Genomic DNA, 18,862 nt, shown 5'->3' with positions numbered 1-18,862 from the left:
TTCCAGAACAGGCAAGCGGAAACATATGCTTTCATTTCCCGCAATATTACTCCATTTATACGGCCATCAGTTCGGCTTCTTTGGCCTGGAGGAGCTTGTCTATATCTGCAATATAGCGATCGGTAAGCTTCTGGATATCATCCTGCCCCCGGCGTTCTTCATCTTCGGCAATCTTCTTTTCCTTGAGCAAGTCCTTGAGATGAGCATTTGCGTCCCGGCGAATGTTTCGCATTGCCACGCGCGCCGCTTCCCCTTCATGCTTTACCACCTTGGTGAGATCGCGCCTCCGTTCCTCGGTAAGCGGCGGCATGGGGACGCGGATCAATTCGCCTACGGTCGCGGGATTCAACCCCAGGTCTGAATTGCGGATAGCTTTTTCTATCGACCCCAGCATCTTTTTTTCCCATGGGGCCACGGTAATGGTGCGGGCATCCGCAAGGTTGATGTTTGCCACTTGGTTGATTGCTGTGGGATTCCCGTAATAATCCACAGTGACGTGATCCAGCAGACCTGTGTGGGCACGTCCGGTTCGTATCTTGCCCAGATCCAGTTTCAATGCTTCCAGGCTTTTCTGCATTTTCTGCTCGGCGGATTTTTTTATCTCGGCAATCATAGTAGTTAGAAATGACGTAAATGATATATAACCCGGGACGTCCCTGTTTCGGCGTCCATGCCGCAGCACGATGCCGACAATTCAAGCTGTAGCCCCCTATAGTCCGGCCAGATAGCCAAGGTAGCCAGAAAGCACTCAGACCTCCACCAACGTACCCTCTTCCTCACCCATGACTACCCGTTTCAATGCCTCCGCCTTGAAGATACTGAAGACTTTGAGCGGAAGCTTCTGGTCGCGGCACAACGTCAGTGCCGTGGCGTCCATCACCTTGAGATTCTCGGCAATGGCTGTATCGAACGACAGTCTCTGGTAGCGTTCTGCATCCGGATTTATTTTGGGATCGGTGGTATATACGCCATCGACCTTGGTGGCCTTGAGCACGATATCCACGTTCATCTCCATTCCCCGTAGAGCCGCCGCTGTATCGGTCGTAAAAAATGGATTACCGGTGCCGGCGGCAAAAATGACTACTTTGCCCTCCTCCAGGTAGCGTATTGCCTTGCCCCGAATATACGGTTCCACCACCTGATCGATGCGGAGGGCGGATTGCACCCTGCTCACCAGCCCGGCCCGCCGCATCGCATCCTGTAACGCCAGCGCATTCATGACAGTAGCCAGCATCCCCATATAATCCGCGGTCGCCCGGTCCATGCCTTCCGCGGAGGAGGTCATCCCCCGGAAAATGTTGCCACCGCCTATCACTACCGCAACCTCGACACCCAGCTGATTCACTTCGGCTATCTCGGCCACGATTCGTTCGATTACATCCCGGTTGATGCCATAACTATCGTCACCCATGAGAGCTTCGCCCGAGAGCTTCAGCAGGATGCGCTTATAAGCGGGTATGGTCATAATCAATCCGGCGGGCTAAGACGCTTTTTCCTGTTTGGCCTGACCCACTTGCGCCATGACTTCGGCAGCAAAATCGCCAGATTTCTTTTCTATCCCTTCTCCAACGATATACAAGGTAAAACCGTTGACCTGGGCGGATTTTTCTGCGAGCAGTTGTTTCACCGTCTGATCGGGATTTTTGACAAACGGCTGCCCCAGAAGCGTTATCTCGGCAAGATATTTGGCAATACGGCCATCGACCATGCGCGCAACGATATCGGCTGGCTTCCCGCTCTCCGCTGCCTGGGCGGTATATATCTGGCGTTCACGCTCCAGCAGCTCCGGAGAAACCTGCTCGCTTGACACGCATACCGGCTTGCTGGCGGCGATATGCATCGCGAGGTCCTTGCCCAGGGCCTGATCGCCACCCGTATAATCGACCATGACGCCTATTTTTGCACCGTGCAGGTAGGAAGCAAGACGATCCTGCGAACCGGCTACCTGATGGCGCGCAAAACGGCGTATGCTGATATTTTCGCCCAGCTTCATTACCAGCGCTTTCCGGAACTCCTCCACGCTTTCACCGTTTGACAACCTGGCATTTGCGAGCGCCTCGTTGTCCGCTATGCTTTCCGTTGTCAGCAATTCTGCAAGACTGTGCGCAAAGCTGATGAAGTCTTCGTTCCTTGCGACAAAATCGGTTTCGCAGTTGACTTCCACCAGTGCACCGCTCTTGCCGTCACGCACGATATGGGCCGCCACCATCCCTTCCGCTGCAGTCCGTCCGGCTGCCTTGCTCGCCTTGGCGCCACTTTTGATCCGCAGAAGGTCTTCTGCGGCTTTCATGTCTCCGCTGGTTTCAGTTAAGGCCTTCTTACACTCCATCATGCCGAGACCAGTCATCTCGCGCAATTCCTTCACCATTTGTGCGGTGATTTCCGCCATATTCGCTCCAGATAATTTTCAAAAAAGAAGCGCTGGATGTGCGCCCGGCACGGATTCACGTGCCCCACTCCGACGAAATTTATCCCTGTTCGCCGGCTACTGCCTCATCCGCTTCCTCGAAATCGCCTTGTACAATTTCCTGGATGGCCTGATTCCGGCCTTCCAGGATGGCGTCCGCAACACCGCGGGCATATAGGCGAATGGCCTGGCTGGAATCGTCGTTGCCGGGAATGACATAATCCACGCCGACCGGACTATGGTTACTGTCCACAATACCGACAATAGGAATACCAAGCTTCCTGGCTTCGGTTATCGCTCCTTTCTGATAGCCGACATCAATGACGAACATGGCATCCGGCAGGCTCTTCATGTCCTTGATGCCTCCCAGACTGCGATTGAGTTTTTCCAGTTCGCGCTGCAGATCCAATGCTTCTTTCTTGGAAAGCTTGTCGAGCGTTCCATCCTCCATCATCGTTTCCATATCATGGAGTCTTTTAACGGATTGCTTGATCGTCTTGAAGTTGGTGAGCATTCCACCGAGCCAGCGTTGGTCGACGAAGGGCGACCCGCAGCGCATCGCTTCCTCGTGCACGATATCCCGTGCCTGGCGCTTGGTTCCGACAAATAAAATCGTGCCCTTGTTGGCCGCCAACTGACGCACGTAATTCATTGCTTCCTGGTACATCACCAGCGTTTTTTCCAGATTGATGATGTGTATCTTGTTGCGATGACCAAAAATATAGGGCGCCATCTTGGGACTCCAGAAGCGGGTCTGATGCCCGAAATGAACGCCCGCCTCCAGCATTTGCCGCATCGTTACTGACATAAAATTTTCTCCTTTAAGGGTTGAGCCTCCATCCGCCATAGTCGCTCCCCTTCAATGCAGAGCACCCTTTTCGAAACAGGCAGATGTGTGAATTTGAACTGACGTTTAACTTGGCCGTCCCATCTGCATGCAGTAATCAACGCTACCGCAGCAACTGTAGCGGCGCGAAGCAGTACCCGCGGGAAAAATGGCAGCAGGACGCAATCTTGCAAACAAACCTGACTCTGCAAAACTGGGCGAGACCGAGTTAACTATAGATTATACCATTCCTGAATTGATTCACTCAATTGAACTTGTGTAACGCCAGGGTACGGATACAGTGGTCCACTATTTCCACTATTCACAGAAAAGGAGCGCCCTCTGGCGAAGGGGAACCGAGAGGAATCTGTGGATTGGAACCTACGGATGTGCTATGTGTGTCAACGAACAGACCGGCAATTGCAACTGCCGGAAACTGGCACCTGACGCGTACTGAACAAGTACCGCCTATCTTTCAATGAAACCAATTAAAAGTAAAAGGAGAAGAATATGGCACAGGATAACTCAAAGAATGCGGCGAGCGATACTCGGGAAGCTGCAGAAAATATGACTCAGCATGCGGGCGATGCGGCCCGGCATGTAGGCCGGGCAGCGAAATCGGCAGGCCAGGAAGTCGGATCGGTGGCAAGGGACGAATTTGCAAAGCTGAGAGCTGACCTGGATGATCTCATTTCCCGCATTCCCAATCTGTCAGACGTTGACCTGGAAGAAGCTAAGGAAAAACTGATGGCAAAAATTGCTGACACCCGCGAGGCTGCCCACGACTTGGCGGAGGATGCCCAAGAGCAATTCGACTATGCCGTCGAGTGCTCGAAGGAGTGCATACGTGAACACCCTCTTCAATCGGTTGGCTACGCGGCTGGGATCGGCCTGATAATCGGCCTGTTGCTGGCCCGTCGCTAAGCTACGCGTTCCGCCACTTAGTTCGAGATGAACCGCCATGTTTGAGACCATTAAAAAAGCGAAAGAAATTGGAGTTCTCATCCTGGAACGCCTCAGCGAATACATTGAGCTGGTAAAAATATCCGTGGAGATTCAGGGGAGGAACTTCAAGCGACGGCTGATCGGCTACGTCGTAATAACGTTTCTCTCCGTCCTGACTCTTGTGTTCGCGGGAGTTGCCGTTATAGTTACTTTCTGGGACACCCCCTATCGCGTGGTCTCAGCCTGGGGAATTGTCGCTTTCTATGCATTGACTGCCTTTGTAGTTTATTTCGCAACCCCCGGTCAGACAGATCCTGTTTCAGCTTTTGATACCGTGCGTGATGAACTACAGCAGGATATCAAGCTGATGAAGGATATCGTATGAGCACCTCGCTGGAATATGAAAAAAAGGCGCTGTTGGAGCGGATGCATGCCAGCCGCAGGGAATATCGATCCAGGTATGGACATGAGGATGAGCAGACGCAGGCGATGGGCGACGATGTTTTTCCGCGGAGCCGGACATTCAGGTTCATAGCGCGCCACCCCTACTCTATCTCGCTGGGTCTGTTAGTCGTGTTGTCCGCAGTACCCTCCAGATCGTTGAGCAAAGCGGTAAAAAGCGGCATTGCTCTGTCCTCCGGCGCCCTCGGCAGCAGCGCGAGAACGCTGATCATGCGTGAGGTTCTGCCGGCGGTAATAAGATCGCTGAATTCCCGGCGGCGGATGTAACTTCGAGTGTAGGAGTAATAAAAGCAACAGCACTTAAAAAGCACAGGAAAAAATTGGTCATGGAGAAAGGTTTTCCAATTTTCTCGGGAGAATTATGATGGGAAAATATTTTATCGCCTGGCTTCTGGGTGTACCTGCGTTTGTTTTAATCATCGTTTACTTTCTGATGAATTAGGTGAGGAATCCCAATCCATACGGCTGGGCGGAGTTTTCTGCTTCCTCCGCCCCCTCCCTACATGCAACCGCAACCCAACCGCAATTCAGTGGAGCTGACTTGAAAAATCGCTATATATCAGGAAGCCTCACCATTCCGTTGATCATCATTGCTTTCAGCCTTCCGGCGGTGGTTCTCGCGGAAGTTTCCGCGGAACGAAAACCGGATGCGCGTGAGGTTATCACACCCCCCTGGGAACTGTACGACGCCGACGAGGATGGGTACATAACCATGAAGGAAGCCGCGGTGCAGAAAATGTCTCCCCAGGTTTTCCATAGTCTTGATATCGATCGGGATGGCAGGTTGAACAGGAATGAGTTCACCAAAGCACCTCCTATCCGGGAGAAGTAAGTAGCGGCCTTTTTGATATTCCTGTGAAAAATCGGGCGGAATACCGAAAACTCGAGGTGGTGGAATAGGTGCAACACTTATATTTCCGCTACAATTCCCCCAATGATTTCAACAGATGCAGTTGCTCCCGCAGTTGATGCGAAAGGGGAGGCTGACGATCGCACAGTCACCGGAAACATCTTCCTGGTTGGGATGATGGGTGCCGGAAAAACGACGGTGGGCAGGCTCCTCTCCCATTTCCTGGAAAAAACCTTTTACGATTCGGATCGGGAAATACAGAAGCGAACGGGTGTCAGCATTCCCACGATCTTCGAGATCGAAGGAGAAGCAGGCTTTCGCAGGCGCGAAACCGAGATACTGTCCGAACTCATGAATGCAAGGAATATCATTCTGGCAACGGGAGGCGGAGCCGTATTGAGTGGAGTAAACCGGACAATGCTGAAGCACGGCGGCACCGTGATATATCTGCGAGCATCCATCGATGACCTGTGGCGCCGCACCCGGCATGACAAGAACCGTCCGCTGCTGCAGACTTCCGACCCCCGCGCGAGACTGGCTGAACTGTTTGTGCAGCGTGACCCGTTATATCGGGAGACAGCGCATATCGTGGTTGAGAGCGGGAAACGAAGCCCCCGGCATCTAGCTCAATCGCTGGCACAACAACTGACGATCTCATCCCGCACCGGATAAAATCAAAACCGGTTGGAAGTTCTGTTCGTTTCCCTCTCCGCCGGTTGGAAAACCGCTACTCGGCTAAGGGCGGTCTGTCCGGGAACAGCACATCGGTAAAACCGAACGTACGAAAATCGGTAATCCGCATCGGGTAGAGAATCCCCTGCAAGTGATCGCATTCGTGTTGCACCACGCGCGCGTGAAACCCCTCCACCGTCCGGTCTATGCTATTACCATATTGATCCAAACCCTCGTAACGTATTCTGGCATACCGGGGAACCATCCCGCGCATGCCGGGAACGCTCAGACAGCCTTCCCAATCCTGCTCCATATATTCCGTGAGGGGGGTCAGGACCGGATTTACCAATACCGTGTAGGGCACCTCCTCCGCATCCGGATAGCGCGAATTACGCTTCACCCCGAAAATGACAACCTGCAGGCCGATCCCGATCTGTGGCGCAGCCAGGCCGGCACCCTCCAGCGCCTCCATCGTATCATGCATGTCTCGCAGCAATGCTTCGAACTCAGGCGTGCTGAAATTCTCCACCTTCCGAGCCACTTCCAGTAAGCGGGGATCCCCCATTTTGAGGACAGGTTTAATCGGCATCGAGCGTTACCACCCATTCGAGAATATTTCTGACCCTGACCATCGTTTTTTCCAGAACGGCATGGGCCTCATCCAGACGGATGAGATGAGCACTGCTTTTACGGCCGGCCGCGTAATTTGCGACTACTGCCATGGTTGCATAGCACAGGCCCAACTCCTTGGCAAGGGCGGCCTCAGGCATACCGGTCATTCCAACCATGTCAACCCCATCCCGCTCCAGCCGGTTGACTTCAGCTGCAGTTTCAAGTCGCGGCCCCTGGGTCGCCCCATAAACCCCTCCATCAAGCACCTTTTCGCCGGCACGTCCTGCTGCTTCCAAGAGACGCTTGCGAGTCAAAGGACAGTAGGGCTCGGTGAAATCGATGTAGGTCACTGACCGGTCCTTGCCATCGTAATAGGTATATTTGCGACCGTAGGTATAGTCGATGATCTGGTCGGGAATCACTACCGTACCCGGTGCGAGATCAGGACGGATTCCCCCTACCGAAGCAACCGCTATCACCCTTGTCAGGTTCACCGACTGCAATGCCCACAGGTTGGCGCGGTAATTCACCTCGTGGGGGGGAATCGTATGGCCGTATCCATGACGCGCCAGAAAAACGACGGTATTGTTACGTATCTTGCCAAAAGTCAGAGGACCTGATGGTTCCCCATAAGGAGTCGTTACAACTTTCTGATGGGAAATTTCAAGGCACTCAAGCTGGGCCATTCCGGTCCCGCCAATAATTGCAAGCATATTTCTGGATTTTACCTCACTCTTTCAAGGCATAGATGGCGGGCAAATTTCGCCATGCCCCATAGATATCCATGCCGAAGCCGAAGACGTAGCGGTTCGGAACCACAAGACCTACAAAATCCGCGCTGACCGGCTTGGGACTAGCAATATCCTTTTCGGCAAAAACGGCGCTATAAAATGCTGCTGCGCCGTGGCTCATCACCCATTCACGGATGGCGGCGAGCGTGATTCCCTGGTCAAGGATATCATCCACCACTAGTACGACCCGGTCTTGCACATTCTCGCCCGGCGAGACTTTCCAGTCGATCCTGCCACCGTGCGTCTTTTCAGCGTAACGGCTGACATGAAGATAGTCGAAATTAAGCGGGAATTGCAGCAGGGGAAGCAGTTGCCCGGTAAACACGACGGCGCCCCCCATGATGCTCAACACCAGAGGATAACGATGTGCCAGGACAGCCGTAATATCGGCTGCCATACGCCTGACGGTTTCCACTACAACATCGGCAGGAAATATCTGCTCTGCTTCTCTCAGAATTTTCTGTGCATCCTGGTATGGGAGCATCGGCACGGGTAATCTGATGAAGAATAAGGAACAGGAAAAATTCGATCGGGCAGCGGATAGATGGCTAGACGCTGGTATGCCCCGTGCATCTGGCGTCGAGATACGCCGCAAACTCACGCCCGACCTCCGGATGCTGGAGCGCCAGCGCAATCGTTGCCTTGAGGTATCCTATCTTGCTCCCGCAATCGTAACGCGTTCCGTGGAATTCATAGGCCAGCGCCCGCTCTTCCCGCAAAAGTGAGGCGATTCCATCGGTCAGCTGAATCTCCCCTCCGGCGCCCGGCTGCACCCTTTCCAGGTGCTCGAAGATTTTCGGGGTCAAAATATAACGTCCGACGACACCCAGCCTAGAGGGAGCATTCTTCGGGTCAGGTTTTTCCACGATGCCGGTAATGGGATGCAAGCCGTTCATTCCGGGCCCGCATTTCACAATGCCATAATTGATGGTATCTTCAGGCTCGACATTCTGTACGGCCAGAATGGAGCAACCGTTCTCCTCGTACACCTTGCCCAACTGCCGCATGATCGGCTCATCGCCCACGAGCAAGTCGTCTGCCAGCAGCACGGCAAAAGGATCATTTCCTACCGCGGGATGCGCGCAAAGGATAGCGTGCCCTAACCCCAGTGCTTCCGATTGCCGGATGTAAATGCAATGAATGTTTTTGGGCAGGATGCTGCGCAGCATTTCCAGCGTTTCATTTTTGCCACGGGCCTCCAACTCGCTTTCTATTTCGTACGCTTTATCGAAATGGTCTTCAATGGCACGCTTGTGACGGCCCGTTATGAAAATCATCTCCGTGATACCCGCTGCGATCGCCTCTTCAACCGCGTACTGAATCAGCGGTTTGTCTACAACAGGCATCATTTCTTTGGGATTTGCCTTCGTCGCGGGGAGAAAACGGGTACCCATTCCTGCCACCGGAAAAACTGCTTTACGTATTTTTGGCATTAAACCACCCGTTCAGGAATCCGCTTGCGTCGAACTGTTATCTGCTTGTGAAGCCTGCAATAATCGTATCAATTCGGCTTCGTCGAGAAGTGTCACTCCTAATTCAAGCGCTTTGTCATGCTTGCTGCCCGCATCCGCGCCTGCGACGACGTAATCGGTTTTTTTGGACACGCTGCCCGCAACCTTTCCTCCCATCGCTTCAATTTTCTCCCTGGCCTCCTCCCGGCTCATGGTCGGCAGTATTCCAGTCAGTACAAAGATCCTGCCGGCAATTTTGCTGCTTGCCGCGTCTGCTTCCGGATGTGCAGAACCGGCTGCATGATCTGTTGTCTGTGTTCCCCCATCTTCTTTCCAGCGGATTCCCGCGGCGCGCAGTTGCTCTACAACCTCACGATTGTGCCTTTCGCCAAAAAAATCGGCAATGCTCTGGGCGACGACCGGCCCTACATCCGATACCTGCTGCAAAGTTTCTACATCTGCGTCCATCAGGCGATCGAGTCCTCCGAAATAGCGGGCCAAGTCTCTCGCAGTAGCCTCGCCCACGTTGCGAATACCCAGGGAATAGATGAATCGAGCCAGGGTCGTGTCTTTGCTTTCTTCAATTTCATTGATAATATTTCCCGCCGATTTCTCCCCCATCCGATCCAGCGCTGCGAGCGCGGCCAGCCCCAGCTTATACAAGTCTGCGGGGGTTCGAATGATGGCATTGTCCACCAGGTGATCCACCAGCTTGTCGCCCAGCCCGTGGATGTTCATGGCGCGACGCGAGGCAAAATGCAGAATTGCCTGTTTCCGTTGAGCGGGGCAAAACAATCCGCCCGTGCAGCGGGTCATGGTTTCTCCGGGCAGGCGAATCGTCCTGGAGCCGCACACCGGACAGTGCTCAGGCATCACGAAAGGTTTCGCGTTCGACGGCCGGCTTTCCTTCTGAACTGCGACCACTTCCGGAATCACATCTCCCGCTCGCCTTACCGTTACCCGATCACCGATCATGACGTCCTTACGCCGGATCTCATCTTCGTTATGCAGGGTCGCATTGGTGACAGTCGCGCCTCCGACGAATACGGGCTTGAGGCGCGCCACCGGAGTCAGTGCTCCCGTTCTGCCCACCTGCACATCGATTCCAAGCAACTCGGTCGTTGCCTCCTGCGCTGGAAACTTATGGGCGAGCGCGAATCGCGGGGCGCGCGATACAAAACCGAGTTTTTCCTGATATTCCAATTCGTTGACCTTGTACACCGTACCATCGATGTCATAAGGCAATTGTTCGCGCAATCCATTTATTTCATGATGATACTCCAACAAATCGGCAACGCCCGTGACCGTCCTGCGTTCACGCATTACAGGAAAACGCAGTGACGAGAGATAGTCAAGCAAGTGGCTGTGTGTATCATGGGGAATATTTCCCCCTTCGCAGACACCGATACCATATGCGAAGAACCTCAGGTTGCGATTGGCAGTAATACGGGGATCGAGTTGCCGCAAGGAACCTGCGGCAGCATTGCGCGGATTTATAAAGGTCTTTTCGTTCTTTTTACGCTGCTGCCGATTCAATCGCTCGAAATCCGCTTTCAACATCAATACCTCACCCCGGACCTCCAGAAATGCAGGAACTTCGGCGCCCCCATCTCCTACCCTCAGGCCAAGAGGAATGCTGCGAATGGTTTTCAGGTTCAAGGTCACATCCTCTCCGATGTAGCCATCCCCGCGGGTGGCTCCCGAGACAAGCATGCCGTTCTCATAGCAGAGGCTTATGGCCAGACCATCGAATTTCGGCTCTACCGCATACTCGACGTGTGCGATGCCGAGGGACTGGCGTACACGCCGATCGAATGCCTCTACCTCACCCTCGGTGAATGCATTGCTCAGGGAAAGCATTGGCGTACGGTGAACGACCTGGGGAAACGCCTTGAGGGGAGGAATACCAACGCGCTGAGTGGGGGAATCGGGCGTTATGAGTTGCGGATGACGTTGCTCGAGCTCCTCCAGTTCGCGGAACAGCTTGTCGAAGTCCGCATCGGGAATCGTCGGAGTGTCCAGCTCGTAATAACGGATATTATGTAGTTCGATTGCATCGCGCAATTCCCGCATATGGCGCGATATCTCGCTCAGGCGTTCACTCACGCAAACAGCCTCAGCGCTATCTGGCCCCCTGGCGGGATATTGCGCGATATCATCACGGATTGAATGCTGCTCAATTGTTGCTTGATTTTCCGGATACCGCTGTCACTCAATGGTACGCGGTTGTCATCCACCATGAAGCCTCCGAGCGCTTCGGAGAAAGTTTCAGCCAGATGCACCATCTGGTTGAAAACGCGTTCACCATTGGCAACTCGCGGCACATCAAGAAAAAGTGTGATGCCACGAGTGGTGAGCATTCGGATATTGTCGGGAAGCAAAGGAGCTGGCTCATAATTGCCCAGGGAAAACAAAACAACGTTGTTTTCGTCCCGGTAATGAAACATCCCCTCGTTCCCCAGTTTGAATCCGCATGCTTCCGCCATGACGCGGATCTTGGCGCCGGTAAAAACGCTGTTATCCCTGCTGATGATATTGATGCCGGCCATGACATCCACCTGGGTACAGAATTCATCGAGCATCAAGGCCCGCCTGTAGCTCTTATATATGTCGGGGCAACGGGCAGTTGCATTGACGCGAGCCGCAAAATTTTCCGCCATGTCGCGAAATTCACCCAGGCTCACTTCGCTCACAGGTCCTGCGCGATCAGCCAGTTGCAGGCAACCCTTCAGACTGACGTAGCTCGCCCTGCCCTCCCGGCCACGTGTATCCGGCGCGATTTCTTCCCAGGATGCATCTGCTTCCTGCTTCCCCATCCACCGCACCGGCTTGCTGAAATCAAATTTACGATCCAGTACTTCCGCCAGGGTTAAATCCGCGAACGGTGTCTCACGGGCGATCTCAACCACATAATCCACTGCTTCGGAGACATTGTCCCCTTCGACCGGCCTTTCCTCATCACCCGATGGGGCGGCAGGTATACTGAATCTTTCGCGAACAACGGCTCCTTCATGGCGGGAATCTTCATCGACCGATCTGCGGGCAGGCACACTGAATGAAGCAGGTCCTTTAAACCAGGTGCGCTCACCCGCTTTCCCGGCCTTCGGCCTGGATGGAGGATGGAGGGCTGGATTGACGTTCGCTTTCTGGGCCGGTTCGGCTACTTCCGGGGAAGCACTCGAATGCGTACTGGGTTCGGCTTCGGGATCGTGTGGTTCGGCGCCGGTGCTGAGGCGAGGTTCTATTCTTTCCTCTCCTTTGGCAGATACACCCGCTCCCAGGAGTATATCCTCGTGCTCCCGGCTGAATGCCTGCTCTGCTTTCCGACGGTAGCGGCGTTGCTGCGTCCAGTTAAAAACGATTACGCCGAGCACCACGACGATGCCAATGCCGATCAGGCTGATTTGCAATTCACTTAGGTTGCCCATGGTCGCTTCACGTTGCCAAGGCTGTATCGCCCAGTCTTACAGCCTCCTCCATTTCTACCGCCACCACGCGCGACACACCTTTCTCCTGCATGGTAACCCCTATTAATTGCTGCGCCATTTCCATGGTAATTTTGTTATGACTGATAAATACAAACTGGGTTTGACGCGACATCTTCCGCACAAGATTGCAGAAACGTTCAGTATTGCTGTCGTCCAGGGGAGCGTCCACTTCATCCAGCATGCAAAAGGGTGCCGGGTTGAGTTGAAATAGAGAGAATACAAACGCCAGCGCGGTCAGCGCCTTTTCGCCACCGGATAACAAATGAATCGAACTGTTTTTCTTGCCCGGCGGTTGAGCGACAATCTGTACGCCCGCATCCAGAATTTCTTCACCCCTCAGCATCAGCTTCGCATGGCCACCCCCGAATATGGTGGGGAACATGTCGCCCAGATGAGCATTGACCTTCTCAACCGTTTCGAGCAGCCGCTCGCGGGTTTCACGATCTATGCGCCGTATTGCATTCCTGAGTGTTTCCGACGCCTCTTCCAGGTCCTGCGCCTGTGAATCGAGATAGGTCTTTCGAGTCTGGCAAGACTGCAATTCGTCGAGCGCGGCGGTATTGACCGGCCCCAACGCAGTGATGTCGCCACGCAGCCGGTTCACCTCGCTCTGCAATGCGGCAGGACGCGTCTTTCCCAGAGAGTTTATCAATTCTTCTTCAGGAATTTCGCATCCCTGCAGTTGTTCGCAAAACTGATTCTCGGTAATTCGCGCCTCCTGCTCCTTGAGACGCATGTGGTTGATAGCCTCCCGCAACGGATGCAATTTTTGTTCGGAAGCCATTCGCTCCTGCTCTATCTGCCGCAATTCCGTAGCAAGGGCTTCGAGGGCATTACGCGCCTCCGCCAGTTTCTGTTCACGCTGCTCACGCAACGTCAGCCGTTCCTCCAGCATTCCAACCAACTGGCCTTCATCGAAACTGTCTTGCTCGACTTGCAATTTTTCCAGGTGAGCTTTGAGTTCACCCACGCTCCGCTCGATTCCCTCGATAGCATTTTCCGCTTCAGCAATCTTATGCTCGCAGGTTTTTTCATGAAAGACAGCTTCCTGCATTTCCCTTGATGCATTCTGAGCCAGACGGCGTTGACTGATGAGCGACTCTTCAGCGGCATCTCGCGCAAGTTGTTCCGTTCGTACCTGCTCCTGCAGGAATTTGATCCGCACGCCATGCTCGCTCAGCCTTGCTTCGGCACCGCCCTGACGGGAAGCCTCTGCCTCTGCGTGCTGCTCGATTTCCGCCAGATCGCTATCGATCTGCTTGCGTCTCTGCTCGCTGCGTTCGACCGTCTGTGTCAGCTTCAATGCCTGCATCTGCACATTATGGTGCAATTGCTGAAGCTGTTCATTCTCCTGGCGCAGACTGGACAGGGATGACTCCAGATCGTAACACGTGTTTCCTGCGGTATCGAGCGCCGACTGCTCGACATCGAGCTTCGCTCTCAACGCCTCCATTTCCACTTCAATCTGCGCGATCTCCCGCTGCCGTGCAAGCACGCCATGCAACTGCGAGTCAGGGGAGTAAAAGGTGAGGCTATGAGAGGTAACCACACAACCTTCCCGTGTCACCAGCATTTCACCCGGCGAGAGCAGGTTTCGCCGGGAGAGCCCTGCTTCAAGGCTATCAATCGCAAATATACCGTTCAGCCATTCATCCACTACAGATTTTACGCTCGTATCGCTGCAGGTCAGATAGGACCGCAATGCGACTCCTGCTTCCCCGTCTCTGGCAGGTTTGTCGACTCCCTCTTCAGCCTCTGCTACCTTTCCAGCCTTTTGCAGCCTCATCCCTGCCGGCTCGAACAGCGCACACTTCCCTGGCGGAGGATTGGTCCACTCGAGCGCCACCTCCAACTGCGCCACGCGTGTACCGTTCAAACGTTCGCGCAGGACAGCTTCAAGCGCGTCTTCCCACCCTTTCTCTATCTGTATGCCTTGCCACAACCGCGGTAGAGAATCGAGCCGATGCCTTGCAAACCAGGTATTCAGTCCTTCACTGCTTTCAAGACGTCCCTGCAGACGCTGTAACGCGCTCAGCCGCGCTTCAGCCTGCACGACCTGCTGTTCCAGCGCCTGCACGTTGCGCACAAACTCGCGTTTGACTTCCTCAGCGTCAAGCAGCAGATTTTCTGTTTGCCCAAACTCCTCCTGCTTTTGTTTCAGATCGTGAGCAGTCGCTTCCGCCTCGCGGGTCAGATCCGATAACTCCTCGATCTTTGATTCAGGCAAGGCGGCGTACTCAACCAGCAATCGCTTGCGGCGTATTTCGAGCTGCTGAAGTGCTTCTTCGGCATGGGCGCGATGGCTCTTTTCGAGCTGCTCCGACTGCTCCGCCAGCAGCAGGTCACGCTGCACCTCGGCAAGCTTTTCCTGACGCGTGCGAAAAGCGGTCTCGGCCAGCGGCAATTTTTCATTCTCCACCGTGGCTTTCTGTTTGCTCGCCTCGCTGCCCGATCGCGCCTGTTCGTACTCCTCGCGCCAGCGATTCAAGCTGTCCGCCGCAGTATCGGCCTGCGTGGCATAATGCTCAAGCTGGTGCCTCATTGCGGCAATCTGCTGCGCGATGCGCTGATAATTTTCCCGCACGTGCTGTATCTGCTGTTCAGTGTACGCCACTTCGGCATTGGCTGCATACAGCTCGCCCTGAGCATCATGCAAAAGATCGCTCGCCGCAAAATGGTCCGCGCGCTTTTCCTCAAGCTGCCTTTCGGCCCTGCGCAACGCCGCCGCCTCGGCTTCTTGGGTTGTTTGCAGAGATTGAATTTCCTTTTCCGCCAGTGCCCGTTGCGAGGCAGCTTCCTGTTTACGGGCAAACCACAGTAGATTTTGTGCCTTGTCCAATCGACTCTGCAAGTCCTCGAACCGGCGGGCTATTTCCGCCTGCTGCCCAAGACGCACTAATTGCTTTTCCAACTCCTGGCAGATATCGTTTACGCGCAGAAGATTTTCGCGGGTATCCGCCAGGCGCGATTCCGTCTCACGCCGCCGCTCCCGGTATTTGGAAATACCGGCTGCTTCCTCCAGAAATACACGAAGCTCCTCCGGCTTGGCTTCGATGATGCGGGAAATCATTCCCTGCTCGATGATGGCGTAGCCGCGCCCTCCCAACCCGGTGCCAAGAAAAATATCGGCAATATCGCGACGCCGCACATGAATATTATTGATGTAGTATGTGGATTCTCCGTCGCGCCTCAGTACCCGCTTGATGCAAATCTCCGCATAACTCGACCACTGCCCTGCTGCCTTGCCAAGGCTGTTGTCAAACGCCAGCTCCACACTGGCCCTGCCCACGGGCTTGCGGGTCGTGGAGCCGTTAAAAATGACGTCCTGCATCGATTCACCGCGTAGCGCGGAGGCTCTTGATTCCCCCAGAACCCAGCGGACAGCGTCGATGACATTGGATTTCCCGCACCCATTGGGGCCCACGACTCCCACTAGATCCCCTGGAAGGGGAATTTCCGTAGGATCAACAAAGGATTTGAAACCAGCGAGTTTGATGTGGGAGAGACGCAATTTGTCGTTTGCAAGCAGTTATAATGTGCAGCCGCAGAAGGTAACCTCCTGGATGAAGCTTCCGGTTCGGGAACATTTCGAATCATCCTGGGAAAAGCCTCCCAAGGGAGCTCATTCTAACCGATTTTGACAGAGATAAGAGAATGCCCAGCCACCCCGATAAAAACCTGGAAACCTTCCCCAATCCTACTCAGGAGCGGGACTACCATATCCATATGGAGATTCCCGAGTTTACCTGCTTGTGCCCCAAAACCGGCCAGCCCGATTTTGCGACCCTGATTCTTGATTATATTCCTGACAAGAAGTGTGTCGAACTTAAAAGCCTCAAGCTCTATATCTGGTCTTTCCGTGACGAGAACGCTTTCCACGAAGCGGTGACAAACCGGATTGTCGATGACTTGGCCACAACCCTGGAGCCTCGTTATCTACGTCTCACAGCAAAATTCTACGTGCGTGGCGGCATTTTCACCACGGTCGTTGCAGACCACCGTCAATCCGGCTGGGCTCCCTTGCCCTCCGTAGACCTCTTCCGTTTCGATAGCCAACCCTCCACGCGCGGATGAGTCTGCCATCCACCACCAATCCGCCACGGGATGCAACCCTGTTCAGCAAGTGACACCCGCCGCCATGCCAGCCGGCGATCCACCTGAAGAAACATGCGGATGAAATAATCGCGGCGCCCTGTCGGGAAGTTGCACGAATGGCAAACATCGCCAGCACTGATTTGAATAATGAAAGAAACGCTCTAGCCGATTTTATCCCGGCTAATCAGAATTCGACCTGGCATCGGAAAGCAGATTGACACTTTTTCGGCTTCCATGCCAGGTAAAAAGGGACGAACCACGGCGACGGCGTGGAAAAAGGGCAGGAAATCTTACGCGAAATGATCGCGTCTGTGACAGTATGTGCTGCAGTCTCCTTTTATAAGTTCCGGGCAGATTCAGCCGGCAATCTTGCCCTGATTTCTGCGCACGGCGTACAGCGCAGCCAGACCCAGTGCGAGAAGCGCTAGTGTAGCGGGCTCAGGGAGGAGCGTTACTTCCGTTACTTCGCTTGGGGGCGGACCCTCCCCTTCCTCCGGGTTGTTCCAGTTCCCGGTATCGCCATTCCCGCTACTTCCGTCCTCTCCTCCGGTTCCTCCTCCCCCATTGCTGCCTTCGCCCGTTCCACCATTCTCATTATCCTGGTTGGACCCGCTCCCTTCGGTTCCGCCCGGATTGCCTTCACTGCCATTATCCGGGTCAGAATTATTACTGCTTGGTGGAGACATGCCGCCGCCATTGCCATTCTCGTCTGTACCTGGAGTGGCAGCGTCACGCCCCCCCCCCGGTCCACCTCCACCTCCGCCACCGCTACCTCCGATATAGGCGCCATCACCGGCATTGCTGTCACGGGCATTTCTATTTCGAGCGATGATGGCGTTGGAGCCTCCCCCAGCCCTGCTCCCATTTCTATTCGCATTACCGCTTCCATCCGAACCACCCCCGAAGCCAATGCAGTCCCCATCCCTTAGCTCCAGCCTGCTTCTCCGAACCTCGCGCAGTTGCGCGCATTCTTGCGGCGTATTTCTTGCCCGAGCTACGTTGCCACTATAAGAAGAATGTGGGGTAAACGGTGTAATTTGTGAGTTGCCTTCGACGGGCTGCCACTGTGCTTGCATGAACAGATCCGGAAGGGCGAGCATGTTTACCAGCCCTGCCTCATCATTGGTGAAACCTGCAATATTGACGACGAAAGCTTCATCCCCTTTGAGCAGAGTAAGATATAAACCGGTTGATGGAGAAGCAAGATTCTCGAACGGGGGAAGCATATCGAAATATCCCGCAGCCAACGGCAGAAGGAAGTTCGGCGACCGGTTCCAGGATGGATGACTTGAATGTCCCGCTGTACCCTCAGGACCATCCGCTTCCCCCCTGCCCCAGGAAATATGATATTCGAATTGTGGGGCGGCAGACGCGACGGATTCGGACTGAAATAACGCGAGCGCGTACGCATTTGCCGAAAGCGTAATCCCCGCACACATGCTCAACTGCCAGACAATTTTCCTGATACTCATCATTCGATCTCCGATCCCAAGCCCATTCTCACAATGCCGGTTCGGTCTCGTATTCCGTTATTGCCGATTGGAGAGGCCGTAACAAGCCGGGCGGGCAGGTGAATCGAATCGTAGCAACTCCCACTGCCAAAACAATTGGACGTTGGTACACCGGGTGAAGAAAGCGGCGATAAAAGTGGACGAACGGGGAAATGGAGAATTAGTCCTGTATTTCTTCCCGGAGTTTCCTTCTCGGACCAGAATATCCGTCAATGAATGGTGGATCTGGAAAATACGTTCAGGATAACCACGCCGGCAACAATGAGCGCGAGACCCAGGATAGCAGGACCATCGAGCGCTTGCCCGAGAAAGAACCAGGCGACAAGCGATATGAGGACGATGCCGACGCCAGACCAGACAGCGTATGTGATTCCCACAGACAGGGTGCGCAAGGCAAGGGAGAGAAAGAAGAAAGCAACGGCATAGCCCGCCACGACAACTACTGATGGCCAGAACTGCGTAAAACCATTACTCGATTTCAGGGCTGAGGTTGCCACCACCTCACTGACAATTGCAACAGACAGGAAAAACCATTGCATACCGGGCATCCTCAAGCCATTTCAGAAAAGCGCAATGAGGACAATCAGTCTCAATGCGCGATGTGTGCGCAATCATACCGACTTGTCAGGGGTTCTCCACTAGCATTCCACGGTCCCCGCGGTTTGCGGGCTCCTCCATTGAGCGCGGAGTTTACGGGCGGCAACGTGAACACTATTTTAAAATGGAACCCGAAGTCTTTTTACTTCCCGGTC

At 54.3% G+C, this 18,862-nt stretch carries 19 protein-coding genes; 6 read left to right on the top strand and 13 right to left on the bottom strand.

From position 1 onward, the window contains the following. Positions 1-55 precede the first annotated feature (55 nt). From frr to rpsB, 4 genes are all read right to left on the bottom strand, one after another. Positions 56-613 (bottom strand): ribosome recycling factor, encoded by a 558-nt coding sequence (gene frr / locus BMW46_RS10130; RefSeq protein ID WP_074708080.1) that lies wholly within the window; start codon positions 611-613, stop codon positions 56-58. A 135-nt stretch (positions 614-748) separates the two neighbouring features. Beyond that, the gene (pyrH, locus tag BMW46_RS10125) at positions 749-1,465 is read right to left on the bottom strand and encodes a UMP kinase (protein WP_074708077.1); all 717 of its coding nucleotides are present in this window, start codon (positions 1,463-1,465) and stop codon (positions 749-751) included. 15 nt (positions 1,466-1,480) lie between these two features. After that, entirely contained in the window at positions 1,481-2,389 is a 909-nt protein-coding gene (tsf, locus tag BMW46_RS10120; RefSeq protein WP_074708075.1) for a translation elongation factor Ts, read from the bottom strand. Between the two features lie 79 nt (positions 2,390-2,468). Continuing rightward, positions 2,469-3,215: a 30S ribosomal protein S2 gene (gene rpsB / locus BMW46_RS10115; protein ID WP_074708073.1), complete on the bottom strand. Its 747-nt coding sequence runs from the start codon at positions 3,213-3,215 to the stop codon at positions 2,469-2,471. Positions 3,216-3,743: 528 nt separating this feature from the next. On the opposite strand from rpsB, the gene BMW46_RS10110 reads away from it, so the two are divergent. The 5 genes from BMW46_RS10110 (at position 3,744) to BMW46_RS10090 (ending at position 6,162) form a co-directional block, all read left to right on the top strand. Further along, positions 3,744-4,157 (top strand): DUF883 family protein, encoded by a 414-nt coding sequence (locus BMW46_RS10110; RefSeq protein WP_074708070.1) that lies wholly within the window; start codon positions 3,744-3,746, stop codon positions 4,155-4,157. A 37-nt stretch (positions 4,158-4,194) separates the two neighbouring features. Beyond that, entirely contained in the window at positions 4,195-4,563 is a 369-nt protein-coding gene (locus BMW46_RS10105) for a hypothetical protein (protein ID WP_074708068.1), read from the top strand. Further along, positions 4,560-4,907, top strand: coding sequence for a hypothetical protein (locus BMW46_RS10100; RefSeq protein WP_074708065.1), 348 nt, complete (start codon positions 4,560-4,562; stop codon positions 4,905-4,907). The genes BMW46_RS10105 and BMW46_RS10100 overlap by 4 nt, the downstream gene beginning before the upstream one ends. Positions 4,908-5,181: 274 nt before the next feature. Continuing rightward, the gene (locus BMW46_RS10095) at positions 5,182-5,472 is read left to right on the top strand and encodes an EF-hand domain-containing protein (protein WP_143121449.1); all 291 of its coding nucleotides are present in this window, start codon (positions 5,182-5,184) and stop codon (positions 5,470-5,472) included. Positions 5,473-5,574: 102 nt separating this feature from the next. After that, positions 5,575-6,162 (top strand): shikimate kinase, encoded by a 588-nt coding sequence (locus BMW46_RS10090; protein ID WP_177171081.1) that lies wholly within the window; start codon positions 5,575-5,577, stop codon positions 6,160-6,162. 55 nt (positions 6,163-6,217) lie between these two features. Here BMW46_RS10090 and def read toward each other — a convergent pair whose 3' ends face one another. The 7 genes from def to smc form a co-directional block, all read right to left on the bottom strand. After that, entirely contained in the window at positions 6,218-6,751 is a 534-nt protein-coding gene (gene def / locus BMW46_RS10085; RefSeq protein WP_074708060.1) for a peptide deformylase, read from the bottom strand. Beyond that, the gene (locus tag BMW46_RS10080) at positions 6,741-7,487 is read right to left on the bottom strand and encodes an S-methyl-5'-thioinosine phosphorylase (RefSeq protein WP_074708058.1); all 747 of its coding nucleotides are present in this window, start codon (positions 7,485-7,487) and stop codon (positions 6,741-6,743) included. Before BMW46_RS10080 ends, def begins: the two co-directional genes overlap by 11 nt. Before the next feature lie 16 nt (positions 7,488-7,503). Beyond that, positions 7,504-8,049 (bottom strand): hypoxanthine-guanine phosphoribosyltransferase, encoded by a 546-nt coding sequence (locus BMW46_RS10075; protein WP_074708055.1) that lies wholly within the window; start codon positions 8,047-8,049, stop codon positions 7,504-7,506. A 64-nt stretch (positions 8,050-8,113) separates the two neighbouring features. Beyond that, positions 8,114-8,998 carry a UTP--glucose-1-phosphate uridylyltransferase GalU gene (galU, locus tag BMW46_RS10070; protein WP_074708052.1) on the bottom strand — a complete coding sequence of 295 codons (885 nt, stop codon included), beginning with the start codon at positions 8,996-8,998 and terminating at the stop codon, positions 8,114-8,116. A 12-nt stretch (positions 8,999-9,010) separates the two neighbouring features. Then, positions 9,011-11,089: an NAD-dependent DNA ligase LigA gene (gene ligA / locus BMW46_RS10065; protein ID WP_074708416.1), complete on the bottom strand. Its 2,079-nt coding sequence runs from the start codon at positions 11,087-11,089 to the stop codon at positions 9,011-9,013. Positions 11,090-11,118: 29 nt separating this feature from the next. Next, positions 11,119-12,444, bottom strand: a complete 1,326-nt coding sequence (locus tag BMW46_RS10060; RefSeq protein WP_074708050.1) for a cell division protein ZipA C-terminal FtsZ-binding domain-containing protein — start codon at positions 12,442-12,444, stop codon at positions 11,119-11,121. 7 nt (positions 12,445-12,451) lie between these two features. Continuing rightward, positions 12,452-16,015, bottom strand: a complete 3,564-nt coding sequence (gene smc, locus BMW46_RS10055; RefSeq protein WP_074708047.1) for a chromosome segregation protein SMC — start codon at positions 16,013-16,015, stop codon at positions 12,452-12,454. A gap of 143 nt (positions 16,016-16,158) precedes the next feature. Between smc and queF the strand changes: the two genes are divergently transcribed. After that, positions 16,159-16,578, top strand: coding sequence for a preQ(1) synthase (gene queF, locus BMW46_RS10050; protein ID WP_074708045.1), 420 nt, complete (start codon positions 16,159-16,161; stop codon positions 16,576-16,578). A gap of 377 nt (positions 16,579-16,955) precedes the next feature. Here queF and BMW46_RS10045 read toward each other — a convergent pair whose 3' ends face one another. Next, positions 16,956-18,074, bottom strand: coding sequence for a PEP-CTERM sorting domain-containing protein (locus BMW46_RS10045; protein WP_074708042.1), 1,119 nt, complete (start codon positions 18,072-18,074; stop codon positions 16,956-16,958). A gap of 245 nt (positions 18,075-18,319) precedes the next feature. Continuing rightward, positions 18,320-18,649 carry a DMT family transporter gene (locus tag BMW46_RS10040; RefSeq protein WP_081355768.1) on the bottom strand — a complete coding sequence of 110 codons (330 nt, stop codon included), beginning with the start codon at positions 18,647-18,649 and terminating at the stop codon, positions 18,320-18,322. Between the last annotated feature and the right edge of the window lie 213 nt (positions 18,650-18,862).

This window comes from Nitrosospira multiformis, assembly GCF_900111585.1.
GTDB lineage: Bacteria > Pseudomonadota > Gammaproteobacteria > Burkholderiales > Nitrosomonadaceae > Nitrosospira > Nitrosospira multiformis_B.
The sequence above is the reverse complement of the archived record's forward strand: the minus strand, read 5'-3'. Positions and strand labels throughout refer to the sequence as shown.

Bases quoted from the DNA above. Each gene is read 5' to 3' on its own strand.
- frr (WP_074708080.1), bottom strand. From the start codon at position 613: ATGATTGCCGAGATAAAAAAATCCGCCGAGCAGAAAATGCAGAAAAGC.
- pyrH (WP_074708077.1), bottom strand. From the start codon at position 1,465: ATGACCATACCCGCTTATAAGCGCATCCTGCTGAAGCTCTCGGGCGAA.
- tsf (WP_074708075.1), bottom strand. From the start codon at position 2,389: ATGGCGGAAATCACCGCACAAATGGTGAAGGAATTGCGCGAGATGACT.
- rpsB (WP_074708073.1), bottom strand. From the start codon at position 3,215: ATGTCAGTAACGATGCGGCAAATGCTGGAGGCGGGCGTTCATTTCGGG.
- BMW46_RS10110 (WP_074708070.1), top strand. From the start codon at position 3,744: ATGGCACAGGATAACTCAAAGAATGCGGCGAGCGATACTCGGGAAGCT.
- BMW46_RS10105 (WP_074708068.1), top strand. From the start codon at position 4,195: ATGTTTGAGACCATTAAAAAAGCGAAAGAAATTGGAGTTCTCATCCTG.
- BMW46_RS10100 (WP_074708065.1), top strand. From the start codon at position 4,560: ATGAGCACCTCGCTGGAATATGAAAAAAAGGCGCTGTTGGAGCGGATG.
- BMW46_RS10090 (WP_177171081.1), top strand. From the start codon at position 5,575: ATGATTTCAACAGATGCAGTTGCTCCCGCAGTTGATGCGAAAGGGGAG.
- def (WP_074708060.1), bottom strand. From the start codon at position 6,751: ATGCCGATTAAACCTGTCCTCAAAATGGGGGATCCCCGCTTACTGGAA.
- BMW46_RS10080 (WP_074708058.1), bottom strand. From the start codon at position 7,487: ATGCTTGCAATTATTGGCGGGACCGGAATGGCCCAGCTTGAGTGCCTT.
- BMW46_RS10075 (WP_074708055.1), bottom strand. From the start codon at position 8,049: ATGCTCCCATACCAGGATGCACAGAAAATTCTGAGAGAAGCAGAGCAG.
- galU (WP_074708052.1), bottom strand. From the start codon at position 8,998: ATGCCAAAAATACGTAAAGCAGTTTTTCCGGTGGCAGGAATGGGTACC.
- ligA (WP_074708416.1), bottom strand. From the start codon at position 11,089: ATGCGGGAATTGCGCGATGCAATCGAACTACATAATATCCGTTATTAC.
- BMW46_RS10060 (WP_074708050.1), bottom strand. From the start codon at position 12,444: ATGGGCAACCTAAGTGAATTGCAAATCAGCCTGATCGGCATTGGCATC.
- queF (WP_074708045.1), top strand. From the start codon at position 16,159: ATGCCCAGCCACCCCGATAAAAACCTGGAAACCTTCCCCAATCCTACT.
- BMW46_RS10045 (WP_074708042.1), bottom strand. From the start codon at position 18,074: ATGATGAGTATCAGGAAAATTGTCTGGCAGTTGAGCATGTGTGCGGGG.
- BMW46_RS10040 (WP_081355768.1), bottom strand. From the start codon at position 18,649: ATGCAATGGTTTTTCCTGTCTGTTGCAATTGTCAGTGAGGTGGTGGCA.